Annotated in this window: 22 protein-coding genes; 16 read left to right on the forward strand and 6 right to left on the reverse strand. The window is 45.2% G+C overall.

Going from position 1 to position 24,443, the window contains the following annotated elements:
* Positions 1–236 precede the first annotated feature (236 nt).
* From OO774_RS03165 to rimI, 4 genes are all read left to right on the forward strand, one after another.
* On the forward strand, positions 237–764 hold the full coding sequence (locus OO774_RS03165) for an SCP2 domain-containing protein (protein WP_264906053.1): 528 nt from the start codon (positions 237–239) through the stop codon (positions 762–764).
* The gene (locus tag OO774_RS03170) at positions 748–1,251 is read left to right on the forward strand and encodes an N-acetyltransferase (protein WP_264904634.1); all 504 of its coding nucleotides are present in this window, start codon (positions 748–750) and stop codon (positions 1,249–1,251) included. The genes OO774_RS03165 and OO774_RS03170 overlap by 17 nt, the downstream gene beginning before the upstream one ends.
* A gap of 291 nt (positions 1,252–1,542) precedes the next feature.
* On the forward strand, positions 1,543–1,941 hold the full coding sequence (locus OO774_RS03175; RefSeq protein ID WP_264904636.1) for a DNA polymerase III subunit psi: 399 nt from the start codon (positions 1,543–1,545) through the stop codon (positions 1,939–1,941).
* 72 nt (positions 1,942–2,013) lie between these two features.
* Positions 2,014–2,469, forward strand: coding sequence for a ribosomal protein S18-alanine N-acetyltransferase (gene rimI, locus OO774_RS03180; protein ID WP_264904638.1), 456 nt, complete (start codon positions 2,014–2,016; stop codon positions 2,467–2,469).
* On the opposite strand, the gene OO774_RS03185 is transcribed toward rimI, so the two are convergent.
* Positions 2,470–2,598, reverse strand: a complete 129-nt coding sequence (locus OO774_RS03185) for a hypothetical protein (protein ID WP_264904640.1) — start codon at positions 2,596–2,598, stop codon at positions 2,470–2,472. It lies immediately after the preceding gene.
* Between OO774_RS03185 and prfC the strand changes: the two genes are divergently transcribed.
* The 8 genes from prfC (at position 2,597) to deoD (ending at position 11,802) form a co-directional block, all read left to right on the forward strand.
* Positions 2,597–4,186, forward strand: coding sequence for a peptide chain release factor 3 (gene prfC, locus OO774_RS03190; protein WP_264904642.1), 1,590 nt, complete (start codon positions 2,597–2,599; stop codon positions 4,184–4,186). The genes OO774_RS03185 and prfC overlap by 2 nt on opposite strands.
* Positions 4,187–4,339: 153 nt before the next feature.
* Positions 4,340–4,537, forward strand: a complete 198-nt coding sequence (locus OO774_RS03195; RefSeq protein WP_264904644.1) for a DUF5363 domain-containing protein — start codon at positions 4,340–4,342, stop codon at positions 4,535–4,537.
* A complete protein-coding gene (locus tag OO774_RS03200) occupies positions 4,524–5,297 on the forward strand; it encodes a TatD family hydrolase (protein ID WP_264904646.1) in 774 nt (257 codons plus the stop codon). Before OO774_RS03195 ends, OO774_RS03200 begins: the two co-directional genes overlap by 14 nt.
* A gap of 204 nt (positions 5,298–5,501) precedes the next feature.
* Complete coding sequence (locus OO774_RS03205) at positions 5,502–6,785, forward strand: NupC/NupG family nucleoside CNT transporter (RefSeq protein ID WP_264904648.1); 1,284 nt, start codon at positions 5,502–5,504, stop codon at positions 6,783–6,785.
* A 551-nt stretch (positions 6,786–7,336) separates the two neighbouring features.
* Entirely contained in the window at positions 7,337–8,113 is a 777-nt protein-coding gene (gene deoC / locus OO774_RS03210) for a deoxyribose-phosphate aldolase (RefSeq protein ID WP_264904650.1), read from the forward strand.
* Between the two features lie 237 nt (positions 8,114–8,350).
* Positions 8,351–9,679: a thymidine phosphorylase gene (gene deoA, locus OO774_RS03215; RefSeq protein WP_264904652.1), complete on the forward strand. Its 1,329-nt coding sequence runs from the start codon at positions 8,351–8,353 to the stop codon at positions 9,677–9,679.
* Positions 9,680–9,759: 80 nt separating this feature from the next.
* Positions 9,760–10,980 (forward strand): phosphopentomutase, encoded by a 1,221-nt coding sequence (locus tag OO774_RS03220; RefSeq protein WP_264904653.1) that lies wholly within the window; start codon positions 9,760–9,762, stop codon positions 10,978–10,980.
* Between the two features lie 102 nt (positions 10,981–11,082).
* Entirely contained in the window at positions 11,083–11,802 is a 720-nt protein-coding gene (gene deoD / locus OO774_RS03225; RefSeq protein WP_264904654.1) for a purine-nucleoside phosphorylase, read from the forward strand.
* 224 nt (positions 11,803–12,026) lie between these two features.
* On the opposite strand, the gene OO774_RS03230 is transcribed toward deoD, so the two are convergent.
* A complete protein-coding gene (locus OO774_RS03230) occupies positions 12,027–12,632 on the reverse strand; it encodes a YtjB family periplasmic protein (RefSeq protein WP_264904655.1) in 606 nt (201 codons plus the stop codon).
* A gap of 91 nt (positions 12,633–12,723) precedes the next feature.
* Between OO774_RS03230 and serB the strand changes: the two genes are divergently transcribed.
* Positions 12,724–13,704 carry a phosphoserine phosphatase gene (gene serB, locus OO774_RS03235; RefSeq protein WP_264904657.1) on the forward strand — a complete coding sequence of 327 codons (981 nt, stop codon included), beginning with the start codon at positions 12,724–12,726 and terminating at the stop codon, positions 13,702–13,704.
* 268 nt (positions 13,705–13,972) lie between these two features.
* Here serB and OO774_RS03240 read toward each other — a convergent pair whose 3' ends face one another.
* Positions 13,973–16,321 (reverse strand): PilZ domain-containing protein, encoded by a 2,349-nt coding sequence (locus tag OO774_RS03240; protein WP_264904659.1) that lies wholly within the window; start codon positions 16,319–16,321, stop codon positions 13,973–13,975.
* A gap of 122 nt (positions 16,322–16,443) precedes the next feature.
* Between OO774_RS03240 and radA the strand changes: the two genes are divergently transcribed.
* Together radA and fusA are read left to right on the forward strand one after the other, a co-directional pair.
* Positions 16,444–17,823: a DNA repair protein RadA gene (gene radA, locus OO774_RS03245; protein ID WP_264904661.1), complete on the forward strand. Its 1,380-nt coding sequence runs from the start codon at positions 16,444–16,446 to the stop codon at positions 17,821–17,823.
* A 205-nt stretch (positions 17,824–18,028) separates the two neighbouring features.
* Positions 18,029–20,116 carry an elongation factor G gene (gene fusA, locus OO774_RS03250; RefSeq protein ID WP_264904662.1) on the forward strand — a complete coding sequence of 696 codons (2,088 nt, stop codon included), beginning with the start codon at positions 18,029–18,031 and terminating at the stop codon, positions 20,114–20,116.
* A 262-nt stretch (positions 20,117–20,378) separates the two neighbouring features.
* Here the strand turns inward: fusA and OO774_RS03255 are convergent, their stop codons facing one another.
* On the reverse strand, positions 20,379–21,305 hold the full coding sequence (locus OO774_RS03255) for a LysR substrate-binding domain-containing protein (RefSeq protein ID WP_264904663.1): 927 nt from the start codon (positions 21,303–21,305) through the stop codon (positions 20,379–20,381).
* A 98-nt stretch (positions 21,306–21,403) separates the two neighbouring features.
* Between OO774_RS03255 and OO774_RS03260 the strand changes: the two genes are divergently transcribed.
* Entirely contained in the window at positions 21,404–21,613 is a 210-nt protein-coding gene (locus OO774_RS03260; RefSeq protein ID WP_264904664.1) for a DUF1127 domain-containing protein, read from the forward strand.
* A gap of 55 nt (positions 21,614–21,668) precedes the next feature.
* Here the strand turns inward: OO774_RS03260 and OO774_RS03265 are convergent, their stop codons facing one another.
* Complete coding sequence (locus OO774_RS03265; protein ID WP_264904665.1) at positions 21,669–23,360, reverse strand: AMP-binding protein; 1,692 nt, start codon at positions 23,358–23,360, stop codon at positions 21,669–21,671.
* 224 nt (positions 23,361–23,584) lie between these two features.
* Positions 23,585–24,442, reverse strand: a complete 858-nt coding sequence (locus tag OO774_RS03270; RefSeq protein ID WP_264904667.1) for a transglycosylase SLT domain-containing protein — start codon at positions 24,440–24,442, stop codon at positions 23,585–23,587.
* Between the last annotated feature and the right edge of the window lies 1 nt (position 24,443).

Genomic DNA, 24,443 nt, shown 5'->3' on the forward strand with positions numbered 1-24,443 from the left:
TGACTTGTTTGAATTGCGTTGCTAACAATCACCAAAATACGGCCGGTCACTATAACTTTGAAAATAGAGTTATTAAAGCGTTTATCTCATTGTTCACATCAATAATACACGTAAGGTCAAAAAATGAAGCATTTAAGGGCAAATGAAAACAAACTGTTTATTGATGCATAACAGGTATCAGATTCACACTATTACGTAAGATGGTTGCCCTGATGATAAAGTAACGGATAATGAACGTGTTAAACAAGATTCGCAGTCAACTAGTCAAAAACGCAGCCAATATCTTGCGCTCTCCAGTCCAGTTATTACCGCAAGCGGTGCAGAAAAAGGCCTTACTTGAAGGTCTGAACATGGTATTCAAAGAGGCGCTGGAAGATGGCGATTTTGAGTTCCTGCAAGATAAGTGGTTAAAAGTTGCGATTAAAGACTTGAACTTAGCCTGGTACATCAGCTATCAAGATGAAAACTTGCTTGTTGCTGAAAAACCAGTTCAGGAAGATGTGAGTTTTAGTGGTAATCTAAACGACCTAGTATTAATTGCGGGTCGTAAAGAAGACCCTGACACGCTGTTCTTCCAACGTCGTCTTTCGATTGAAGGAGACACTGAGCTTGGCTTAGAAGTGAAAAACTTAATGGACAGTGTGGACTTAGAGCAGTTACCAAAAGCCATGCAAGTCGCTCTGAACCAATTGGCAGACTTTGTCCAAAAAGGGGTTCAGCAGCCTGCACAACAACCCGGAGTAGCGAATGCTTATTCGAACTGAAGCCCCTGCGGACATTCTTACCATTGACCGCTTATTGAAACACGCTTTTCCAACTGACGCGGAGGCTAATTTAGTGATGCGTTTACGTGAAAATGGCAAGCTGACTTTGTCATTGGTGGCGTGTACGGATGAAGGGGAAGTGATTGGTCATGCTTTATTTAGCCCAGTTACCTTAAATAGTGAAGATCTGTCATGGCAAGGACTGGCGCCATTAGCGGTACACGAAGACTATCGACGCCAAGGCATTGGAGCTGAATTGATTAAAGAAGGCTTCGACTCTTTACGCGATTTTGGTTATCCGGTTTGTGTTGTGCTCGGCTCGCCAGATTACTACGCTCGTCAGGGCTTTAGATCTTGTGATGACTTAGGATTTGAATGTGCATGGGAAGTACCTCAAGGTGCATTCCGTATTGCTGAAATCGTTGAAGGTCAATGTGCGGGGCGTTCTGGTCGCATTGATTATTCGCCTGAGTTCGACGAGTTATAAGTACCAAGACAAGATACAACTTAGAAAGCAGTCAGTGGAAAACCTCTGGCTGCTTTTTGTTTTAACATACTTTCATTTCTCATTGGTGAGCGTCATTTTAACGAGCCTAGGAATCAAATAGCTGCGCGCACAAAGTTTTAGTCATAACGAATTCGGACATTAGATTCTGAATCACGCTCCTTCGTCGCTGTCCAGAATGACGGGGCTACTGCTCTCCAGTTGCAGCAATAGTAAATTGGGTATCGTCACTATAATTTGATAGTATTGCCTGGTTCAAACAGGTGACGAAAAATGTCGATTAACGAGAAACAGTACTTACATGAAATGGGAATCAGCACTTGGGAGTTGATTCATCCAGATAGGTTAGCGGGCTATCAATCACCAGTGATTGATCTGCCAAGTGCTTGCAAGCTTCTACTGGTTTCCCCAACCTGTCCTGTGAATGAGTCAGCCATCCTATTCGAGAAAATACTCAAGAGTATGAAATTAACTCTCGATCAAGCCATGCATCTGGAACCTGAACGATTTCCTTTACTAGGTGAGCATCAGTTGGAATGGGTATGGTTCTCCGGGTGTGATGTGAATGAGAGTCCAAACATCAAGCAACTCACTTCACCATTACTTCAGGACATTGATGGGAACAACGAACAAAAAAGAGCACTTTGGCAGCAAATTTGTTCTTATTCGTAATGCTGATAAAAGCCCTGGTATGCGATACGAATCTAAGGCGTATCGCAGGCTAAGCGTTAAATAGGTTAAATAATGACGATTGAAATTATTCCGATGTGTGAAGCGCATTTGGAACAAGTTTGGCAAATCGAACAGCAAGCACATTCTCACCCTTGGGCTGAGTCATTAGTTCGTGACTTATCAAGCCGAGGTGCTTGTCACCATGTGATGGTAGAAGGTGACTCGGTCCTTGGTTATTTTTATGCTCAGAACATTGTCGGAGAAGTAACACTGCTGAATATTGCCGTCGATCCTTCGCAACAAGGCAAAGGCCATGGCCAAAAATTGCTGGATGCATTTCTACATCACTGTGAGCAAGTCAAAGCAGAAAGTGCTTGGCTGGAAGTGAGAGAAAGTAACCACGCTGCCATCCATATTTATGAACAAGCGGGTTTTAATGAATTGGACCGCCGCTATAACTATTACCCGGCCAAAACAGGTAATGGAAAAGAAGACGCGATTATCATGAGTTACCTCTTCTTTCATTAGTTACCAGCACACTTCATTAGGGAAGTTGCCCCACAAGCAATAATAAGCGAGAATACCGCGCAAAATTGAATCTAAAATGTGTGTTTGCTTTTCAGCAAGCATGCAGACATCAAAGAAGACCAGTTTCATGTCAAATACACCTTTTCTAGGCGAAGTGTCTAAACGTAGAACATTCGCTATTATTTCTCACCCGGATGCGGGTAAAACAACCATTACCGAAAAAGTACTTTTATTCGGAAACGCTATCCAAAAAGCAGGTACCGTTAAAGGTCGTGGTAATGCTCAGCATGCTAAATCTGACTGGATGGAAATGGAAAAGGAACGTGGTATCTCGGTAACCACTTCTGTGATGCAGTTTCCTTACAACGATTGTCTGGTTAACCTGCTAGATACTCCGGGACACGAAGACTTCTCTGAAGATACGTACCGTACATTAACAGCGGTTGACTCTTGTTTGATGGTTATCGATGCGGCGAAAGGTGTCGAGGATCGTACTCGTAAATTGATGGAAGTTACGCGTCTGCGAGATACACCAATCGTCACCTTCATGAACAAACTTGACCGTGATGTTCGTGATCCAATGGAAGTATTGGACGAAGTAGAAAACGAACTGGGTATGATGTGTGCGCCAATTACCTGGCCGATCGGCTGTGGTAAAGAGTTTAAAGGTGTGTACCACATTCACCGTGACGAGACGATTCTTTATGAATCTGGCCATGGGCATGAGATTCAGGAAGTACGCATCATCAAAGGCTTGGATAACCCTGAACTGGATGAACAAGTCGGTGCGGATCTGGCAGAAAGCGTACGTGAAGAGCTTGAGCTAGTGATGGGGGCATGTCCAGAGTTTGACTTGGAAATGTTCTTAACGGGTGACCTTACGCCAGTTTACTTCGGTACTGCATTGGGCAACTTCGGTGTGGACCACATGCTAGATGGTTTGACTGAGTGGGCGCCTGCGCCGAAAACTCGTCAAGCGGTTGAGCGTGATGTAGAAGCAACAGAAGATAAATTCTCTGGTTTCGTGTTTAAGATCCAGGCAAACATGGATCCAAAACACCGCGACCGTATCGCATTTATGCGTATTGTATCGGGTACTTACACGCAAGGCATGAAGATGAACCATGTTCGTCTTGGTAAGCAAGTAAGCATTTCCGATGCGGTAACCTTCATGGCTGGTGACCGTGCACGTGCAGAACACGCTTACGCGGGCGACATCATTGGTTTACACAACCACGGTACTATCCAGATTGGTGATACTTTCACGCAAGGTGAATCACTTAAGTTCTCTGGTATTCCGAACTTTGCACCAGAACTGTTCCGTCGTATTCGCCTGAAAGATCCATTGAAGCAGAAGCAGTTGCTGAAAGGTCTGGTTCAGTTGTCTGAAGAAGGTGCGGTACAGGTGTTCCGTCCACTACAAAACAACGATCTAATCGTTGGTGCGGTTGGTGTGCTTCAGTTTGACGTGGTTGTAGCTCGTCTGAAGTCTGAGTACAACGTGGAAGCGATTTACGAAGGCGTAAACGTCGCAACGGCTCGTTGGGTAGAGTGTGACGACGCGAAGAAACTGGATGAGTTCCAGCGTAAGAACCAGACTAATTTAGCGCTCGATGGTGGTGACAACTTAACTTACATCGCGCCGACAATGGTTAACCTGAATCTGGCGAAAGAACGCTTCCCGGATGTTGATTTCCGCGCGACTCGTGAGCACTAATCGACGTTAATTAAAGCCCACTTACACCGTGACTGGATTTTGAAACGCCCTTGGCTATAGACTTAGTCAAGGGCGTTTTTATATCAGCAGAAATGATGTGGATTGGACGATATCCATTACAGTTAATAAGTGATTAGAGGTAGCGGAGTAAAAATGAATTGGTTGAAAAAAGCAATCAAGCGCTACGACGATTGGTGTAAAGAGATGGGGCTCACTCCTGACCAAAAACGCAGCTGTGTGCCTTATCGACAGGATCCTGTGCATCAGAGTGAGGAGCCAAACGGTGAGGCGCAAAATGCAGCGCCTAAATCTACCGAGAGCAATAAAAAGTCTCAAGATGAAGCTCTTTGATACCCACTGTCATTTTGATTTTGATGAGTTTCAGGATGATTTTGAGCACAACCTGACTCTGGCTCAAGAAATTGGGGTTAGCAGAATCCTGATCCCGTCAGTCGGCCCTTCAAACTGGTCACGCATTCAAACCCTAGCCCAGCGATATTCCCAGTTATACTACGCGCTCGGGTTCCATCCGTATTTTCTTGAAGAACACTTTGAGCAGCACCTTGCTGAACTGGAAGATTATCTCAAACAAAAAGCGTCACAGTGTGTTGCAATAGGAGAGTGCGGATTAGACTTTGCGATTGACGTCGATCCTCAATTGCAAGAAAAGGCTCTTGAAACTCAATTCGAGCTTGCCAGGCATTTCGAGCTTCCGGTCATTTTACATAGCCGAAAAGCGCACAATCGGCTGATACAAATGGTTAAAGCGGCGAAGTTGCCTAAAGGTGGTGTCGTGCATGCTTTTGCCGGGAGCTATCAGCAAGCGATGGAGTGGGTCAGATTAGGTTTTTTCATCGGTGTGGGGGGAACGATCACCTACCCAAGAGCCCAAAAAACTCGCGACGCAATTCAAAAATTAGCCCTTGAAAACTTAGTAATTGAAACAGATGCTCCAGATATGCCTATACTTGGATATCAGGGGCAACCAAATCATCCGGCGAAACTCATTCACGTATTGAATATGCTCGTAGAGTTGCGTAGAGGAGAAAAGCAATCGATTGCGTCTCAACTATGGAAAAATAGCAATTTCGCCTTCTCAATATGTGAATAAAATTCAAAGAAAGTGTTCATGTTCGAAAACGTTTGCCATTTTATTGTGAGTTCTATCACAAAGATTATTGAATCAATCATGAATCTTATGGGAAAGTGTGAGGACGGCATTACTTTAATTGATGATGCATGAGTATAATTGCCCCGCTTTTATAGCTCCATTTTGTTACACGCCAATAAATAACTTATAAGGAAGTCATAAACTATGAGCCTGTTTATGAGCCTGGTTGGTATGGTAGTGCTAATTGCAATTGCATTCGCATTCTCATCTAACCGCAAAGCTATCAACTTAAGAACTGTGGGTGGTGCATTCGCTATCCAATTCGCATTAGGTGCATTTGTTCTTTATGTACCTTGGGGCCGTGATCTACTGAACGGTTTCTCTAGTGGTGTATCTAACGTTATCAACTACGGTAACGATGGTTCATCATTCCTATTCGGTGGTCTTGTGTCTGACAAGATGTTCGAAGTATTCGGTGGCGGTGGTTTCGTCTTCGCGTTCCGTGTTCTTCCTACACTGATCTTCTTCTCTGCTCTGATCTCAGTTCTGTACTACATTGGCGTTATGCAATGGGTTATCAAGATTCTTGGTGGCGCACTACAGAAAGCACTTGGTACTTCTCGTGCAGAATCAATGTCAGCAGCAGCTAACATTTTCGTAGGTCAAACTGAAGCGCCACTTGTGGTTCGTCCATTCGTTCCTAAAATGACTCAATCAGAGCTATTCGCGGTAATGTGTGGTGGTCTGGCTTCTGTTGCTGGTGGTGTACTAGCGGGTTACGCATCAATGGGTGTGCCTCTAGAGTACCTAGTTGCGGCATCATTCATGGCGGCACCTGGTGGTCTACTATTCGCTAAGATTCTTCACCCTGAGACAGATCAGCCTCATGAAAGCATCGAAGAAGCAATGGACGGCGGTGACGACAAACCTGTCAACGTAATCGATGCAGCAGCAGGCGGTGCGGCTTCTGGTCTACAACTAGCACTAAACGTAGGTGCAATGCTAATCGCATTCGTAGGTCTGATTGCTCTTATCAACGGTATGCTAGGTGGCATCGGCGGTTGGTTCGGTATGCCTGAGCTAACTCTTGAGCTAATCCTGGGTTACGCGTTCTCTCCACTAGCATTCCTAATCGGTGTTCCATGGGCTGAAGCAGTAACTGCTGGTTCATTCATCGGTCAGAAAATTGTAGTGAACGAATTCGTTGCATACTTGAACTTCACGCCTTACATCGGTGAAAACGCTCAAGTAATCGCAGCAACTGGCGAAGTAATGTCTGAGAAGACTACGGCTATCATCTCATTTGCACTGTGTGGTTTCGCGAACCTTTCTTCTATCGCGATCCTACTAGGTGGTCTGGGTGGTCTAGCGCCAAGCCGTCGTCCAGATATCGCTCGCATGGGTGTTAAAGCAGTACTAGCTGGTACGTTGTCTAACCTAATGGCAGCGACAATTGCAGGCTTCTGCTTAAGCCTTGCAGCTCTATAATTTAGTACTGGTTTTTAGTATATAGACGCCATATTAAATCACGCCCTGTAGCAAGAAATTGCTGCGGGGCTTTTTTCGTTTTCAGGGCTAGAAATTTTTTAGTGCAGTCAAAGGTAAGGTGTCTTAGCTGGCCAACTAGAGAATAGAAATCTGGAAATTTTGAGATACAAACCGTTTGCGCTCTATTTGGTGCTACAGTTTTGCGATGAATATCTATAATGTAGACATCACAAGGTGGATACGACCTAATCGATGGGTAAATGAATTACCCTGAAATATTAGATCTCAACGGCATTTTGCTGGGGAGATATGATATTAAAGACACCGCAATCATAGATTGTTGTGCCATAGACCAAATTGGTACTGTGCGGTGACAAGGATAGCAATTGGCATAAGAAATTTTCGCTGTTTATGCCGAGTCTTCATGGAACCAAGTCCGTTCATAAATAGACTACTGAGCCATTTTTACATAATCTCTCCTCGTTGATTATAGTTAGAGGTGCGATGTAAGGCTGAGTAGTGAAATTTTTGAATATTGATCGGAGATAGAAATGAGCGATTTAAAAGCAGCAGCACTACGTGCACTAAAACTTATGGATCTAACTACGCTGAATGATGACGACACTGATGCAAAAGTGATCTCACTATGTCATGACGCGAAAACAGCAGTAGGCAACACAGCTGCAATCTGTATTTACCCTCGCTTTATTCCTATTGCTAAGAAGACACTTCGTGAGCAAGGTACGCCAGAAGTTCGCATTGCAACAGTAACGAACTTCCCACACGGTAACGACGATATTGAAATCGCAGTTGCTGAAACAAAAGCAGCGGTTGCTTACGGTGCAGACGAAGTTGACGTAGTGTTCCCATACCGTGCACTAATGGCGGGTGATGAGAAAGTGGGCTTTGAACTGGTTAAGCAATGTAAACAAGCTTGTGGTGACATTCTTCTTAAAGTGATCATCGAAACGGGTGAACTAAAAGAAGAAGCACTAATCAAGAAAGCTTCACAAATCTGTATCGAAGCGGGTGCAGACTTTATTAAAACGTCAACAGGTAAAGTGCCTGTGAACGCAACACCAGAATACGCACGAATGATGCTAGAAGTTATTCGTGATATGGGTGTAGCGGAAACCGTTGGTTTCAAACCTGCTGGTGGTGTACGTACTGCAGAAGACGCAGCGGCTTACCTGGCAATGGCAGATGAAATCTTAGGTGATAACTGGGTTGATGCTCGTCATTACCGTTTCGGTGCATCAAGCCTGCTAACTAACCTGTTAAATACATTAGAAGTAACAGACGAAACTGCTGATCCAACAGCGTACTAACATACCCGTCATATTTGACGCTGCAGCGTTGTTGACTGTGTAAGTTCACCCTAATCACATAGAAAACCTATGCTCATAGGGCTGAACTTACTTGTCGCCTAGCTGCAACGCCAACTATTTAGGGTATGACGAATAAAAACTTAACGTCTGTTTTAAATTTAGGGTGGTGGAACATCGCCCTCCGTTTTACCTCTGTCCTACTTTGACCACAGCTTTCATCGAGCTAGGGAGGCACTAATGTATTTACCACAAGAAATCATTCGTAAAAAACGCGACGGCGAAGTTCTTTCTGCTGACGAAATCAACTTCTTTATTCAAGGCGTAGCAAATAACACAGTATCTGAAGGTCAGATCGCGGCATTTGCTATGACTATTTTCTTCAATGAAATGACCATGGATGAGCGTATTGCCCTGACGTGTGCAATGCGTGATTCAGGCATGGTTATCGACTGGAGCCACATGAATTTTGGCGGTCCTATTGTCGATAAGCACTCTACAGGTGGCGTGGGTGATGTAACCTCTCTCATGCTTGGCCCAATGGTGGCAGCGTGTGGTGGTTTCGTGCCAATGATCTCAGGCCGTGGGCTTGGTCATACTGGCGGTACGCTGGATAAATTAGAGTCAATCCCAGGCTATAACATCACGCCAACCAACGACGTTTTTGGTCAAGTTACCAAAGACGCTGGCGTTGCGATTATCGGTCAAACTGGTGATTTGGCACCAGCCGATAAGCGTGTGTACGCAACCCGAGATATCACGGCTACCGTTGATAACATCTCGCTAATTACAGCGTCCATTCTTTCTAAGAAATTGGCGGCGGGCTTGGAATCTCTTGTGATGGACGTAAAAGTTGGTTCGGGTGCATTCATGCCAACTTATGAGGCATCAGAAGAGCTAGCAAAATCTATTGTGGCGGTAGCAAATGGCGCTGGCACAAAAACAACAGCAATCCTGACAGACATGAACCAGGTATTAGCCTCTTCAGCTGGTAATGCGGTTGAAGTGCGTGAAGCGGTGCGTTTCCTGACTGGTGAATACCGAAACCCACGTCTGCTTGAAGTGACCATGGCGTCATGTGCGGAAATGTTAGTGCTGGGTAAGCTGGCTGAAAATACACAAGACGCGCGTGCGAAACTGATGGAAGTGCTCGACAACGGTAAAGCGGCTGAATGTTTCGGCAAGATGGTTGCCGGTCTTGGCGGCCCAGCCGACTTCGTAGAAAACTACGACAACTACCTGGAAAAAGCACAGATCATTAAGCCAGTCTATGCGACAGAAACGGGCATTATCTCTGCTATGGACACGCGTGCTATCGGCATGGCTGTGGTTGCTATGGGTGGTGGGCGCCGCGTTGCAACCGATGAAATCGACTATGCGGTTGGTTTTGATGAGTTCATCCGTCTGGGTGAAGTCGCTGATAGCGATAAACCTCTAGCAGTCATTCACGCTCGCAGTGAAGAGCAGTGGGAAGAAGCAGCAAAAGCACTACGCAGTGCCATCAAAGTGGGTGGTGAATACACACCAACTCCAGAGGTTTACCGTCAAATTCGTGCAGAAGACATCTAGGTCAAAAACCTAACAGATTAGTAATTACATAAGGCCTACTCAACCATAATTATTCGCCGAGTGGGTCTAAGGAACGAGCAATGAAAAGAGCATTTATTTTAGTACTAGACTCATTCGGTATCGGCGCAACTGCGGATGCGAAAGACTTTGGTGATGTAGGTTCAGACACATTAGGTCATATTGCGGATCAGTGTGAACAAGGCTTAGCTGATAACGACAAGCGTCAAGGCGCACTTCGTCTTCCAAACCTGTCTAAACTTGGTTTGGCGATGGCACATAAAGAATCAACGGGTCGTTTTGCTCCTGGTCTGGACGCAGAGGCGGAAATCATCGGTGCTTATGGTCACGCTGCTGAGCTTTCTTCTGGTAAAGATACGCCTTCCGGGCACTGGGAAATTGCAGGTGTACCAGTTCTGTTTGACTGGGGTTACTTTACGGACAAAACCAACAGCTTCCCTGAAGAGTTGACAAATCGCATTCTTGAGCGTGCTGGCTTAGATGGCTACTTAGGTAACTGCCATGCTTCAGGCACACAAGTACTGGATGATTTGGGTGAAGAGCACATGAAGACCGGTCTGCCAATCTTCTACACATCTGCAGACTCTGTATTCCAAATCGCCTGTCACGAAGAGACATTTGGCCTGGATCGTCTGTTAGAGCTTTGCCAAATCGCTCGTGAAGAGCTAGAAGATTACAACATTGGCCGTGTCATTGCGCGTCCATTTATTGGCCCGGGTAAAGGTCAATTTGAACGCACAGGTAACCGTCGTGATCTATCTGTTGAGCCACCATCAGCAACCGTTCTACAGAAGCTAGTAGAAGAGAAGCAAGGTGATGTGGTTTCTATCGGCAAGATTGCAGACATCTACGCAAACTGCGGTATCACTAAGAAAGTAAAAGCAACGGGTATCCCTGCGTTGTTCGAAGCGACACTCGAGCAAATCAAAGAAGCGGGTGATAACACTATCGTATTCACAAACTTTGTTGATTTCGACTCGGCATACGGCCACCGCCGTGATGTGGCGGGTTACGCTGCGGCACTTGAGTATTTTGATGGTCGCATCAACGAAGTACTAGAGCTGATGGGTGAAGATGATGTGCTTATCCTGACTGCCGACCACGGCTGTGATCCAACATGGCCAGGTACTGATCATACTCGTGAACACATTCCAGTACTGGTTTACGGTCAAAAGGTGCCAGCTGGCTCTCTTGGTTGCCGTGACACGTTCGCAGATATCGGCCAAACGTTGGCAAGCTACTTCGGTACATCACCAATGGATTACGGTAAGAACTTCCTATAATTAGGAGTTTGAAAACTGGGAGCTTAACGCTCCTAGTTTTATGTTTGCAGCATAAAAATGTTGCGTGTCGGAAAACGCTAGAGAAAGGTTAAGGAGAAAAAAATGGCAACTCCACATATCAATGCTGAAATGGGTGCATTCGCAGACGTAGTACTGATGCCGGGTGACCCGCTACGTGCAAAATACATTGCAGAAACCTTCCTTGAAGACGTCGTTCAAGTGTGTGACGTTCGTAATATGTTCGGTTATACAGGCACATACAAAGGTCGCAAAATCTCTGTAATGGGCCACGGTATGGGCATCCCATCATGTTCGATCTACGCAACGGAACTTATCAAAGACTTCGGTGTGAAAAAGATTATCCGCGTTGGCAGTTGCGGTGCGGTGAATGAATACATCAAAGTACGTGATGTTGTGATCGGTATGGGCGCGTGTACGGATTCAAAAGTAAACCGCATCCGTTTTAAAGGTCATGACTTCGCTGCCATTGCTGACTACAAAATGGTTCGTGCAGCAGAAGACGCAGCAAAAGCACGCGGCATTGATGTGAAAGTGGGTAACCTATTCTCAGCAGAACTTTTCTACACGCCAGATCCAGAAATGTTCGATGTAATGGACAAGTACGGCATCGTTGGGGTTGAAATGGAAGCGGCCGGCATTTACGGCGTAGCAGCAGAATACGGCGCAAAAGCGCTAACGATTTGTACGGTTTCAGACCACATCAAAACCGGCGAACAAACGACATCTGATGAACGTCAAACCACGTTCAACGACATGATGCTGATTGCACTGGATTCGGTATTGCTAGGTGATAAAGAGTAATTTTACTCACATTTGTTATTCCAGCGAGCCATAGCGAGACTAAGAATCTAATAGCAGCGCGCTGAGAAGTTCTGGGTATCGTTGCAGCAACAGCGTGCCTGGTGAGTAGATCCTGAATCACGCTCCTTCGTCGCTGTTCAGGAAGACGAGGTAGGTGAGAAATGCCGTTCGCGACGAGCGGCATTGATTTTTATATCAGAAATGTGTGTAAAGGAAACGTCACCTTACTTAGTGAGCAGAAGGTTTTCTGCCTTCTTTCTGCGAATGGGTTGCCTGCGCAAAATCATAATGAACAGTACGCCACAGACAAAACTCATCAGAACCATCATGTACATGTAGCGATCACTTTTACGATAGTGGTGGTCAGAAATTGCGGTCACACGACCTGTTTCGAACGTCACGCGGACAAAGCCGACAACCGAACCGTCAGCAATGACAGGTTCAACCAGTTGTTGGCGACCAATAGAAGCGGTTGCTAATGGGGTATCTAAACCCATTACTTCTCGTACTGATAACGCATCTTCACTAGAAGCCAGACGCACACCTCGTGCATCATAAATGGTCGCATCAAATACCAGACGATCTTGTGCGAGCTGATTAGACAACTGCAATAATCGCTCCTGATCATTGTTCATAATCATTTCACTGGCAGACAAAGATGCCTGTGAGATCAAAACCTTGGTGAGTGTCTCAAGCTGATGCGCTTGAATTCTCTCGTTACCCTTACTGATTACCACACTGTTTTTGATCGTGAAAAATAACATCACACACAGTAGTATTAGCGCCAGAATTCGCAGGGCATTCCTTACTGAAAACAAGGATTCACTCATGCTCTTTACTCATCCATTTAAAATAAAACAAAGACTTGCCTTTTTAGTTTGTTGAGGTAACGTTTTAGCAAAGTCATCAAGGATTATATACATGGACGCGTCAAAAAGCTTGCCTATAAGAAAACATACGACACTTTTAAATCGATTGCCCGAAACTCGCTTTGCTTCGCAATTGGATAGAGCCAAAGCGAATTGGATTGTTTTTTCTACTTACCTTTCACCGCGTCATTTTGAAGACATTGACTTTTTTACTGGTTTTTACAACCCGGTCTTAGAAACATGGAAAGTGGGCCAGTACGAAGTCGCATTGATGTCAGGCGAACTTACGCCTCAGCACGAAACCATTTTAAAAAGCCTTAACATAGATTATGCGTCACTAAATGAAGTACCTGACTTGTCAACCACAGGGCTTATTGTGTTTGATATGGACTCGACAGCCATTCAAATTGAGTGCATTGATGAGATCGCGAAATTAGCCGGAGTTGGCGAAGAAGTCGCTGAAGTTACTGAACGTGCGATGCAAGGTGAACTGGATTTTGAACAGAGCCTTCGTCAACGAGTCGGTAAACTAAAAGGTGCTGATGAGTCGATTCTGGAACAAGTCCGCTCACAGCTGCCATTCATGCAAGATTTTGAAGCACTGATTGCGACAATGAAAGCGCTAGGCTGGAAAACCGCGATTGCTTCTGGTGGTTTCGACTACTTCTCTGACTATATCAAAGAAAAAGTAGATTTAGATTTCGCTCGCTCGAACAAACTGGAAATCATCAACGGAAAAATGACGGGTAAAGTGCTTGGTGATGTCGTCAACGCGCAAGTGAAGTCAGACATCTTGGTTGAATTGGCGGATGAGTACGAAATCGAGCAACATAATACGGTTGCGGTCGGTGACGGCGCGAATGACTTGGTGATGATGTCTGCAGCAGGTCTTGGTATTGCTTACCACGCAAAATCTAAAGTACAGGCGCAAGCTCAAGCGAATATTCGCTACACTGGGTTAGGCGGCGTTCTTTGCATCTTGTCTGGGGCGCTGGTTAAACAACAGAAAATTAGCTGGAAGTCCAAGCCGTAGAAATTCATCCAGATTGAACTGTGCCGGTCATTCTTAACAGCGCCTCAAAGGGCAAGTGCCGTTCGTTTAGCAGCTAACGGTATGTTTAAACCTCCAGTCATCCTGAACAACGACGAAGGAGTGTGATTCAGGATCTAATTTCCTTGCACTTTATGGCAGAAATTATTTCATTAACTGCTTAGCGCGCTGATATTAGATTCCTAGTCTCGCTGGAATGACACGGATAAATTCGTTAAGCTATTAACACCGCCGAACAAGGCGGTGTATTTTATTCGGTGAGTTCTAGCCTTACCAGTACTTCTTCCGTGATATCTTCAAACTCACTGTACCCGATAAGTGAAGTGAGCTCCTTTTCTAGTTTACTTGCCTGATGGACACTAAACTGAGTCAACTCACCTAAATCTCTTTGTAGTAGAGAGGTCATAGGCTCAAAAATGGGCGCGGTAGAGAGGCGAAGGACATAGAAATCGCCCATCATGCGCGCTTTTTTTATAAACTGAATTCGTTCTTTTAGGTTACTAAAATCCTGATGTAGCTTGGATTCAATACCTGTCACCATGTTACCAATTTTTGCTACGCTGAGGTAAATGTCCTCGTGTTTCTCCTGCGCGCCCTCTACACGCTTGATTAGATCTGCGATCAGAGTGCTCGTGCGGCCTTTAAATATAGGCTCCAGCGATAGCTTTTGGCTATGACCTATCTGAGCAAAAATCTCAACATATTTAGGCAAGGGGTGGTTTACACCAATAACGGGTGTGTTAAATGCACCCGTTGACGTTTTACTAATGAAAATAGGGGAACTTAAGCTTCTGGAAAGCAGCACACTATGTAATCTCTCTAGTAGCTTATGGCTTGGTAGCACATCTTCCTGTTGAAGCAGCTTGTTTTTATTATGTTCGATGACTTTATTGAGAAACGCGATCACACGGCGTGCTGTGCTGTTTTGACCGATAACCAATTGAACTCTATGACCATCTGGGCTGACTCGTACGACGCGGTAAGGCACTGCGGATAACGGCAAGTTACCGTCGTACAACTGTAATTCATGAAAGTTAATGGTGACCTCTTGCCCAGTACGTAAAGTGGCAGGGTTTTCTAGCCGAATTCCGAGTCCTCGCTTCGAAATGTCAACACTGTGTCCCGTACTACTTAATTGTCCCGTTATTAACGCTAATGGCGTTTTAAATCGATAACGAGGCTCTTTGCGTCGAGATTGAGCATCAAAATAAATGCCTTTTGGGTTGCCCGTTATTCGTCGCGGATGCCGAAACGCATTTAAGGTGTTTGAAGGTACACGAGGCTTTTCTGTTAACAGATAGTCTTGTCCTGATTTCTCATCCGAGATTTCTTGCAAAATCCCCACGTGAGTGAGTAATTGCGATGTTTGTGCTAACTCCGATGAAAAAGAGGCGAGCTCTTCTTTTTCCTGTTCGGACAGCTCAAAGATAGATACTCGAAACACTCGCCAGCTGTTTCGTTTTGCCCCTAAATGCCAGAACAATTGGCGCTGTTCTCTGCTTGCTTCAGGTCTCAGCATCGAATAGAAATACGTTTTGTTGTCGTGCTCGTGCGTAAATGAATAGAGAACGTTGGTCGTACCTCTTACTCCGGGTGTAATCAGCGAGGTCATTCTTTCTTTATGGAACAGGGAGCCAAAAACTTGTTGGTTACGTTCATCGTGCCAGTATTGCCATAGCTTTTGGTTATTCGGTGTCAGCATGGCAAGTTTTAGCTCACTGCCTTGAAAGAACAGTGGTAAGTTGCTGGTGTGCTTCAAAGCCAAATGCTCATAACCGCGAGTACGAGCCCGAATGACTTTATCCTGATTGTCATGACGTGTACGTTTCGCGTCACTGTTTAGCACTTCATCAATCACTCTGTCGATAATATTGGTTTCAGTGAGCAGCGTGGTTCTCAGATAGCGAATTGCATCATTTTCGTAGCAATCTTCGACAGCCAAAATCCGATAAGTCAGGGGCTTTTCAATACCGGCTAATTGAGATTGACTGGCAAAATCAGTAAACGTAACCTCAATGATTTCGCCAAGGTTGTATTTAAATGCGCTGGGTACTTTGAATTTAGCGCCAGAGCAGGAAAGATCGATGCTCAAGCCGTGGAGGAGCTGGCCTTTTGATCGGTGTATCTCAACTTGCGACTGGACTTTTAAACGCTTTTCTTGCCGTTTTAAGTTAAAGCCTAATTGAACGGGCGCGGCCAAAAATGGGTTTTTACTCTCTGATAGAGATGGATGATTTTCTTCGGCTGAATATTTTCCCATCACACGAAAATTGTTCCGGGTGCTAATAAGCGTTTCCCAGACCCCTTCGGTATAGCCGCCATACTTTCTGATGCTTTTGTGATAGGCATTAAAGGCAACATCATCTAACCAGTGTGGAATACCATCGAAAATGTACTTTCTGCATTCCCCGTTAACACGACCACGCAGATCAATGCTTTTTTTGCATGGTGCCATCAATCGGTTTAATTCTATCTTGACCAGGATTTTGGCCGAAGGCGGCGCTTCCTCGGTTAGTTGACCAAGGACAATATCAAAGTCTACAGAACCATAGACCGGGATGAGCCGTTCCGCGAGCGAGAGAATTTCAGATTGCAGCATTATTTCTGTTAAAGTATGTCGTTATTTGAATTGTATCGGCTAAGCACAGTAAAACTTGAGTAACTCCATATCAGGTTTGAGTGGGCAGTGGTTGGGCACATTTGTTGAAGAATTGAGGCATCATGGCGAAAGCAAAACGAGCATATGTTTGTAATGATTGCGGCGCAGACTTTCCGCGTTGGCAAGGACAATGTAATGCGTGTGGGTCGTGGAACACGATAACTGAAGTACGCATCGCAGCATCGCCAACGGTGGCTCGCAATGAGCGTTTGTCCGGCTACGCTGGCTCTGCTACTGAGGCTCAGGTTCAAACGCTGTCAGAAATCGACTTACAAGAAGTGCCGCGTTTTACCAGTGGTTTTAAAGAGCTAGACCGTGTACTCGGTGGCGGTGTGGTTCCCGGCGCTGCAATATTGATTGGTGGTAACCCTGGTGCAGGCAAGTCGACACTACTTTTGCAAACTATGTGTGTGCTATCAGGGCAAATGCCGACGTTATATGTGACGGGGGAAGAATCGCTGCAACAGGTGGCGATGCGAGCTTCTCGTCTCGGTTTGCCAAAAGAACACCTGAAGATGTTATCCGAAACAAACGTGGATAAGATCTGTCAAATTGCTGAAAAAGAGCAACCTCGCATTATGGTGATTGACTCGATTCAGGTGATGCACGTTTCTGATGTTCAGTCATCGCCAGGCAGTGTCGCGCAGGTTCGTGAATCCGCAACCGCGCTGACGAGGTACGCAAAACAGAACAATGTTGCGGTATTTATCGTGGGTCACGTAACGAAAGATGGTACGCTTGCTGGCCCGAAAGTCCTTGAACACATCATTGACTGTTCAGTTTTGCTTGATGGTGGCACAGATAGCCGGTTCCGTACGTTGCGCAGCCACAAAAACCGTTTTGGCGCAGTGAATGAACTTGGTGTATTTGCGATGACAGGCCAGGGGCTCAAAGAAGTCAGCAACCCATCGGCGATTTTCCTTTCCCGTGGTGAAGAAGAGACGTCAGGTTCTTCGGTTATGGTGGTGTGGGAAGGGACTCGTCCTCTACTGGTCGAGATACAAGCCCTGGTTGATTACTCACAGCTAGCCAACCCACGCCGAGTTGCAGTGGGTCTGGAGCAAAACCGCCTGTCTTTACTATTAGCTGTGCTGCATAAACACGGCGGATTACAAATGGCGGACCAAGACGTGTTTGTTAATGTCGTCGGTGGTGTGAAAGTGACCGAGACCAGCGCCGATCTTGCGTTAGTTATGGCGTTACTTTCGAGCTTTCGTGATCGTGCTCTGCCCAAAGATGTGGTTATCTTTGGTGAGGTTGGCTTAGCGGGTGAAATTCGTCCTGTGCCGAGCGGGCAGGAGCGATTAAATGAAGCGTTTAAGCACGGCTTTAAAAAAGCCATTGTTCCGGCTGCGAATATGCCCAAAGGCGGTATTTCGGGCATGCAAATACACGGGGTTAAGAAGTTATCAGAGGCAATCGAAGCATTTGATGAGTTATAGAACGCTAAAATAAGCGTTACAAATATGTAAAATCCATTTTCAAAAACAGTCAATAAAGCACATAAATCGTAATATTTGGCTATCCTTTGAGGATGGAAAATTTACGTTAAAAATATTTTTCGTCCATCTGCACGCAAGGGTATCAGTCTTGACAGATTGTGTTATACTCTGCGCGCAATTTATACCTTATAAACAGAGTAAGACAATGGCAGATTTATCAAAGTACAGAAACATTGGTATTTTCGCGCACGTTGATGCGGGTAAAACTACCACCACTGAGCGTATCCTTAAGCTTACTGGTAAAATCCACAAGTCGGGTGAGACGCATGATGGCGAATCAACGACAGACTTCATGGAGCAGGAAGCTGAGCGTGGTATTACAATCCAGTCTGCAGCGGTAACTTGTGAGTGGAATGGCCACCGCCTAAACGTTATCGATACTCCGGGACACGTTGACTTTACCGTAGAAGTATACCGTTCACTAAAAGTACTAGATGGTGGTATCGGTGTATTCTGTGGTTCTGGTGGTGTTGAGCCTCAGTCAGAGACTAACTGGCGTTACGCGAACGAATCAGAAGTATCTCGTCTGATCTTCGTTAACAAACTGGACCGTATGGGTGCAGACTTCTACAACGTAGTTGACCAAGTTAAAAACGTACTAGCGGCTAACCCACTAGTTATGGTTCTTCCAATCGGTCGTGAAGATGACTTCATTGGTGTTGTTGATCTGCTATCTCGTAAAGCATACGTATGGGATGACTCAGGTCTTCCAGAGAACTACGAAATTCAAGATATTCCTGCTGATATGGTTGACGACGTTGAAGCGTACCGTGAAGAGCTAATCGAAACAGCGGTAGAGCAAGACGACGATCTAATGGAAGCGTACATGGAAGGCGAAGAGCCGACTATCGAACAGCTAAAAGCTTGTATCCGTAAAGGTACTCGTGACCTAGCATTCTTCCCAACATTCTGTGGTTCTGCGTTCAAGAACAAGGGTGTTCAGCTAGTACTAGACGCTGTTGTAGATTACCTACCATCGCCAACAGAAGTTGACCCTCAAGATCTGACTGATCCAGAAACTGGTGAGCCAACTGGTGAAGTTGCAACAGTATCTGCAGATGAACCACTACGTGCACTAGCGTTTAAGATCATGGATGACCGCTTCGGCGCGCTAACTTTCATCCGTATCTACTCTGGTGTAATGAAGAAGGGTGACACAGTCCTTAACTCTGCGACAGGTAAAACTGAGCGTATCGGCCGTATGTGTGAAATGCAAGCGGACGACCGTAACGAGATCACCGAAGCTCAAGCGGGCGACATCATCGCTGTTGTTGGTATGAAGAACGTTCAAACTGGTCACACTCTATGTGATCCTAAGCACGAATGTACTCTAGAACCAATGATCTTCCCTGAGCCAGTTATCTCTATTGCTGTAACACCAAAAGACAAAGGTTCAACTGAGAAAATGGGTATCGCGATCGGTAAAATGGTTGCAGAAGATCCATCTTTCCAAGTTGAGACTGACGAAGATTCAGGTGAAACCATCCTTAAAGGTATGGGCGAACTTCACCTAGATATCAAAGTAGATATCCTAAAACGTACTTACGGCGTTGAGCTAGAAGTAGGTGCCCCTCAGGTTGCTTACCGTGAAACTATCACTCAAGCAATCGAAGACAGCTACACGCACAAGAAGCAGTCTGGTGGTTCTGGTCAGTTCGGTAAGATCGACTACCGCATCAAACCAGGTGAGCCAAACTCTGGCTTTACGTTCTCTTCAACAGTTGTTGGTGGTAACGTACCTAAAGAATTCTGGCCTGCAGTAGAGAAAGGCTTCGCGAGCATGATGGACGAAGGTGTTCTAGCTGGCTTCCCAACTCTAGACGTTGAAGTTGAACTATTCGACGGTGGCTTCCACGCAGTTGACTCTTCAGCAATCGCTTACGAAATCGCTGCGAAAGGCGCATTCCGTCAGTCTATGCCTAAAGCGGGTGCACAGCTTCTTGAGCCTATCATGCACGTTGACGTATTCTCTCCAGAAGATAACGTTGGTGATGTAATCGGTGACCTTAACCGTCGTCGTGGTATGATCAAAGACCAACAAGCTGGTGCTACTGGTGTTCGTATTAAAGCAGACGTTCCTCTATCAGAAATGTTTGGCTACATCGGTCACCTACGTACTATCACTTCTGGTCGTGGTCAGTTCTCTATGGAGTTCGCACACTACGCACCTTGTCCAGCAAACGTTGCTGAGCAAGTAATCGCAGAAGTTAAAGAGCGTAACGCTAAGAAGTAATTCTTAAGTTAACTCTATGATTTCAAAGCCCCGCCTAGTGCGGGGCTTTTTATTAATCTCGAAACAGACTCCCTTATCATACCAATCTGGAAAATTAACTGTTCAGGGAACAGGGTTCGATAAACAAACTCTATTTGCCATGGATGGCAAATCGAAGCCTCATGGATGGGTTCATGTGTGTTTGTGTTCGATGCCTGTTTTCTGGTTCTCTATAATTAAGTATGACCTCTTTCTTACTTAGGTTGGTATCAATTAACATCCTTCAGTCTGCAAGCGCGATAGTTTTAAAGTCTCTAGTAATCGATTTTTCAAAACTGTCGATCTCTTCCTTCAACCACTTTGAAAACAGCTGTGCTTTAGGCCTCTGCAGGTAGCCTTTTGGAGCGCATAAGTAATAAGCGAATTTAGGCTTGATGGCAATGTCGCCAATTCTAACCAACTTGCCAGTTCGAAAGTATTGGTTGGCTAAACTGTGTTTCACCAACGCTACCCCTTGTAATGATAAGGCAGCCTCAAGTACGAGATGAGAGCCGCTGTATTTTAGCGCTGGCTTTGCGGCACGTTGCCCCAGTCTTTCTAACCACATATTCCAGTCGAGATCAGGCCAAAGATCTTCGATTAGTTCAGCTTTACTCAAATCTTCAATGTTAAAAATACCGTGCTGTTTTTGATACATCGGATGACAGGCGGGATAGAAAGCTTCATCCATCAACCACTGCGATTCTAAATTCGGGTAGTTTCCTGAGCCGTAACGAACGCATAGATCTATCTGACTATCCTGAAAAGAAACCAGTTCATTCGTCGGTTCCAGTAGTAGAGAAATATCAGGGTGGCGCTGTCGAAACGCCGTTATTTTGGGAACCAGCCAATGATGAGCAAACGAAGGAAGTGTTGAGATAGAAAGCTGGTTTGGATTGGGATCCTGGTTAATCAGACGAACACCCTGCTGTATGTGACTAAATCCTCTTTCTGCTTGAGCAAATAGCAATTCTCCCTGCGGTGTTAGGAGTATCTTCCTATGCTGACGAACAAACAGATCAGTGCCCAAAAACTCTTCTAATTGACGGATTTGCTGGCTAATCGCCGCTGGCGTAACAAACAAATGTTTTGCAGCGCTTTTAAAGCTGCCTTCTTTTGCAGCAATGAAGAAATAGTATAAGCCCTGTAAAGGTGGCATTCGATCTTTCACATTAGTTTTCCTTAACTCAATGGCAGATTCTATCGTTTGAGAATAATAGGGTAGTCGTTGATTATTAAGTGGTCAATAAAACGTGAGGAGCCGTAGAGATGGAAAGCACTACATGTACTTGCGAGCAAAGCTTGCTAACGAGGCCGCAAAGCTGGATTGAGTTAATTTTTTCTAAACTCTATCTGTGGAGAAGAAATTATCGAACTCGTCGTCACTTAAGCGAAGTACCTGAACATCTTTGGAATGATATTGGTTTGGAAAAGCATGAGGTGTTAAAAGAAACACGTAAACCATTCTGGAGGACGTAGTTTGAAACAAGAGTAAGTGGCACTCCCCAACAGCTATTGAGGAGTGCTGACTTAATTATAAGTCTTCTTCCCAAAGCACTAGTTGCCCTTTAGGCCAATCATGGCCAAGCTCGTGGTACTTTTGTTCTAGTACATGGCGTTTTATTTTGAGAGTTGGAGTAAGGATGCCATTTTCGATAGTCCAGGGCTCTTTAATCATCAACACACCTTTGATTTGCTCGTGAGATGCCAGCTCTTGATTCATTCGATCAATGACTTTACGTGTGGATCGTTCATAGCGTTGTTTGTCGAAATGAGGGAAATCATGCGGCACGACCAACAATATTGGGCCAGGTAAACCAAGACCAATCAGGCACATCATTTCTATGCGGCTGTATTCGAATAATTTCTTTTCAATCGGAACGGGAGATACGAACTTCCCTTTTGCGGTTTTAAAGGTGTCTTTTTTACGGCCTTGAATGGTGAGGTAGCCATCAGCATCAATCGCTCCGATGTCACCAGTGTGCAACCAGCCTTCCGAATCAAAGGATTCCTGAGTCGCTATGTCATTTTTATAGTAGCCGGAGAATAACCCTTTACCTCGAACCATAATTTCACTGTCATTAGCAATTTTCAGTTCAATACCTGGACCTGCATTACCCACCGAACCTATTTTGTCTGCTCTGAAAGGATAATTAAGAGTGCTGTAAGCAAATGACTCCGTCATCCCCCAAGCTTCAGTAATATTGAGTCCGACGCTGTGGTACCACCTTAGCAGTGCTGGTGATACAGGCGCAGAACCACAACCTAATACTCGGGCTTGATCCAGCCCCAGTCCAACCGCGAGCTTCTTCTTAATCAGTGAGTTTACCAATGGTATCTTAAGAAGAATATTCAGCGATTTTTGCGGTAACTTATCCTGAATACGCTGTTGGAATAACGTCCATAACCTTGGTACTGAGATGAACAGAGTTGGGCGGTGCATCTTCACATCTTCAATAAAGGTGTCTAGAGACTCAGGAAATGCGGTGGGAACGCCACCCATAATTGAAGAACCGAAAATATAGACTCGTTCTGTAATATGCGCGAGTGGTAAGTAAGAGAACAAGCGGTCATTTGGCTGGATACCAATATGATTGATCAACTGTTGAACAGACCAACTGAATGCGCCGTAGGTCAACATGGCCCCTTTTGGTAAGCCTGAAGTACCGGATGTGTAAACCAGCGACATCAGTTTTTCATCATAGTGCTGAGGACGCTCCACACTCGGCACTTGATTTGCAATCAGCTCAGTATATTGATACTGACACATAGGCGCAGTGTTGTATGGCAGTGCGATACTGATCAGATCGCCCAGGTCATTAATCACTTGCTGCGTTGCTTTGGCGTCATCCAACTTACCACATATAATGGCTTTACTCTCGCTGTGTGTGAGGCAGTATTCGATGGTGTCCACCCCAGCGGTTGGGAAGATAGGGACACTCACATAATCACCCAGCATCATCGCCAGATCACAAATAAACCATTCGGCGCAGTTTTTGGAGATTAACGCGACTTTATCGCCGGGTTGGATACCCAGCTCACGTAGCGCGCTGACCAGCTTAAGCGCCTGATCGGCCACGTCAGCGTAAGTGAATTCAACGAATTTCCGATTGATGATTTGTTTTAAGTAGACCTCATTTGGGCGCTCCGATGCCCATTTTAGAATCATTTCGTTAGGTGGCGGGAGAGCGCAAGTCTGCTCATTTAACTTGTTAGCTTGATTCATTCTCTAACTCCATGTTAATCGCAGGATTTATAGTTGTTAATTTTTTGTTAACAATAGCATGGGTGAGGTAGTTTGGGTATATGCACCATTCCACTTTATAAAAAATAACTCAAAACTATCGACAGATAGGGTATTGGTCTCACGTTTCACTTAATCAATAACGCTGAATTGTCGTAGGCAATGACTCGCAGTTGATGATAGATGGATAGCTGGATGCTGGTTATTTATTGATATTCAATACCACGGTAGCGTTCATACAAGTGCATGACTTTTTCAACGTAATGACGAGTTTCTGCGATAGGCAATGTTCGCGTTAACTGAAAATACAGCGCATCTTCGCTTAATTGATTCACATTATGGGTGAAGGTTGTCAGTGATTGTGTAAAGGTAAGTGCACGCATTAGGTTAGACAAACCACAGTTGTATGCCGCAATCATCAAAAGCCGTCTGTTTTTATCTGACCTGACGGCGTGTAAATAGTCATTGCTCAGAATATGTAAATACGCGCTACCGATCTCTATATTAACCTCAGGCAGAGATAAAGTATCGGTTTCTATCTGGCGACCAGAGTAGTACTTTTGCACCACCTCTAAAACAGCACCCTGCGGCATAATTTGCATCAGCCCAATTGCGCCTTTATGCGAGTGGGCATTCGGGTCAAATGCACTTTCCGTGTGCATAATGGCAAGTAGCAGGGCACTTTCAACCTGCCATTTTTCTGCTCCCTCCAGGACGAACGGTAAATACGTCCAACCCGCCGCGGGAAGGTTTGATGCCCATCTTGTATCAATACGGTATGCGACAGGGTTAGTGCTGCCTCTTAGTTGTATCACCGCTGAAGATGTGCCGCTATTAAGGGCTGGGCGGGACTTGGGTGCTGTGACGGTTTTAGAGTTTGGTATTGCCTTTGCGGCTGTCAAAGATTGTTGCGGTCTTTTTAGCATTTTTGCGCTGAGAGATTGATGCTGTTGCTGCTTAATCGCATGTTGATCGACTACGGTTGTTTTGGCATGAGCAGAGAAAGAACAGATGAGCAGCCCTATGACAAGTACAAACATCAACTGCCACTGCAGATCCAGCAAG

The sequence above is a fragment of the Vibrio sp. STUT-A11 genome, from assembly GCF_026000435.1.
GTDB lineage: Bacteria > Pseudomonadota > Gammaproteobacteria > Enterobacterales > Vibrionaceae > Vibrio.

What these genes read in the sequence shown, in the direction of transcription:
- OO774_RS03185 (WP_264904640.1), bottom strand. Translation starts at nt 2,598, where the DNA reads ATGAAACTGGTCTTCTTTGATGTCTGCATGCTTGCTGAAAAGCAAACA.
- OO774_RS03195 (WP_264904644.1), top strand. Translation starts at nt 4,340, where the DNA reads ATGAATTGGTTGAAAAAAGCAATCAAGCGCTACGACGATTGGTGTAAA.
- serB (WP_264904657.1), top strand. Translation starts at nt 12,724, where the DNA reads ATGGACGCGTCAAAAAGCTTGCCTATAAGAAAACATACGACACTTTTA.
- OO774_RS03175 (WP_264904636.1), top strand. Translation starts at nt 1,543, where the DNA reads ATGTCGATTAACGAGAAACAGTACTTACATGAAATGGGAATCAGCACT.
- fusA (WP_264904662.1), top strand. Translation starts at nt 18,029, where the DNA reads ATGGCAGATTTATCAAAGTACAGAAACATTGGTATTTTCGCGCACGTT.
- rimI (WP_264904638.1), top strand. Translation starts at nt 2,014, where the DNA reads ATGACGATTGAAATTATTCCGATGTGTGAAGCGCATTTGGAACAAGTT.
- OO774_RS03265 (WP_264904665.1), bottom strand. Translation starts at nt 23,360, where the DNA reads ATGAATCAAGCTAACAAGTTAAATGAGCAGACTTGCGCTCTCCCGCCA.
- deoC (WP_264904650.1), top strand. Translation starts at nt 7,337, where the DNA reads ATGAGCGATTTAAAAGCAGCAGCACTACGTGCACTAAAACTTATGGAT.
- radA (WP_264904661.1), top strand. Translation starts at nt 16,444, where the DNA reads ATGGCGAAAGCAAAACGAGCATATGTTTGTAATGATTGCGGCGCAGAC.
- prfC (WP_264904642.1), top strand. Translation starts at nt 2,597, where the DNA reads ATGTCAAATACACCTTTTCTAGGCGAAGTGTCTAAACGTAGAACATTC.
- OO774_RS03220 (WP_264904653.1), top strand. Translation starts at nt 9,760, where the DNA reads ATGAAAAGAGCATTTATTTTAGTACTAGACTCATTCGGTATCGGCGCA.
- OO774_RS03230 (WP_264904655.1), bottom strand. Translation starts at nt 12,632, where the DNA reads ATGAGTGAATCCTTGTTTTCAGTAAGGAATGCCCTGCGAATTCTGGCG.
- OO774_RS03200 (WP_264904646.1), top strand. Translation starts at nt 4,524, where the DNA reads ATGAAGCTCTTTGATACCCACTGTCATTTTGATTTTGATGAGTTTCAG.
- OO774_RS03260 (WP_264904664.1), top strand. Translation starts at nt 21,404, where the DNA reads ATGGAAAGCACTACATGTACTTGCGAGCAAAGCTTGCTAACGAGGCCG.
- OO774_RS03205 (WP_264904648.1), top strand. Translation starts at nt 5,502, where the DNA reads ATGAGCCTGTTTATGAGCCTGGTTGGTATGGTAGTGCTAATTGCAATT.
- deoA (WP_264904652.1), top strand. Translation starts at nt 8,351, where the DNA reads ATGTATTTACCACAAGAAATCATTCGTAAAAAACGCGACGGCGAAGTT.
- OO774_RS03240 (WP_264904659.1), bottom strand. Translation starts at nt 16,321, where the DNA reads ATGCTGCAATCTGAAATTCTCTCGCTCGCGGAACGGCTCATCCCGGTC.
- OO774_RS03170 (WP_264904634.1), top strand. Translation starts at nt 748, where the DNA reads ATGCTTATTCGAACTGAAGCCCCTGCGGACATTCTTACCATTGACCGC.
- deoD (WP_264904654.1), top strand. Translation starts at nt 11,083, where the DNA reads ATGGCAACTCCACATATCAATGCTGAAATGGGTGCATTCGCAGACGTA.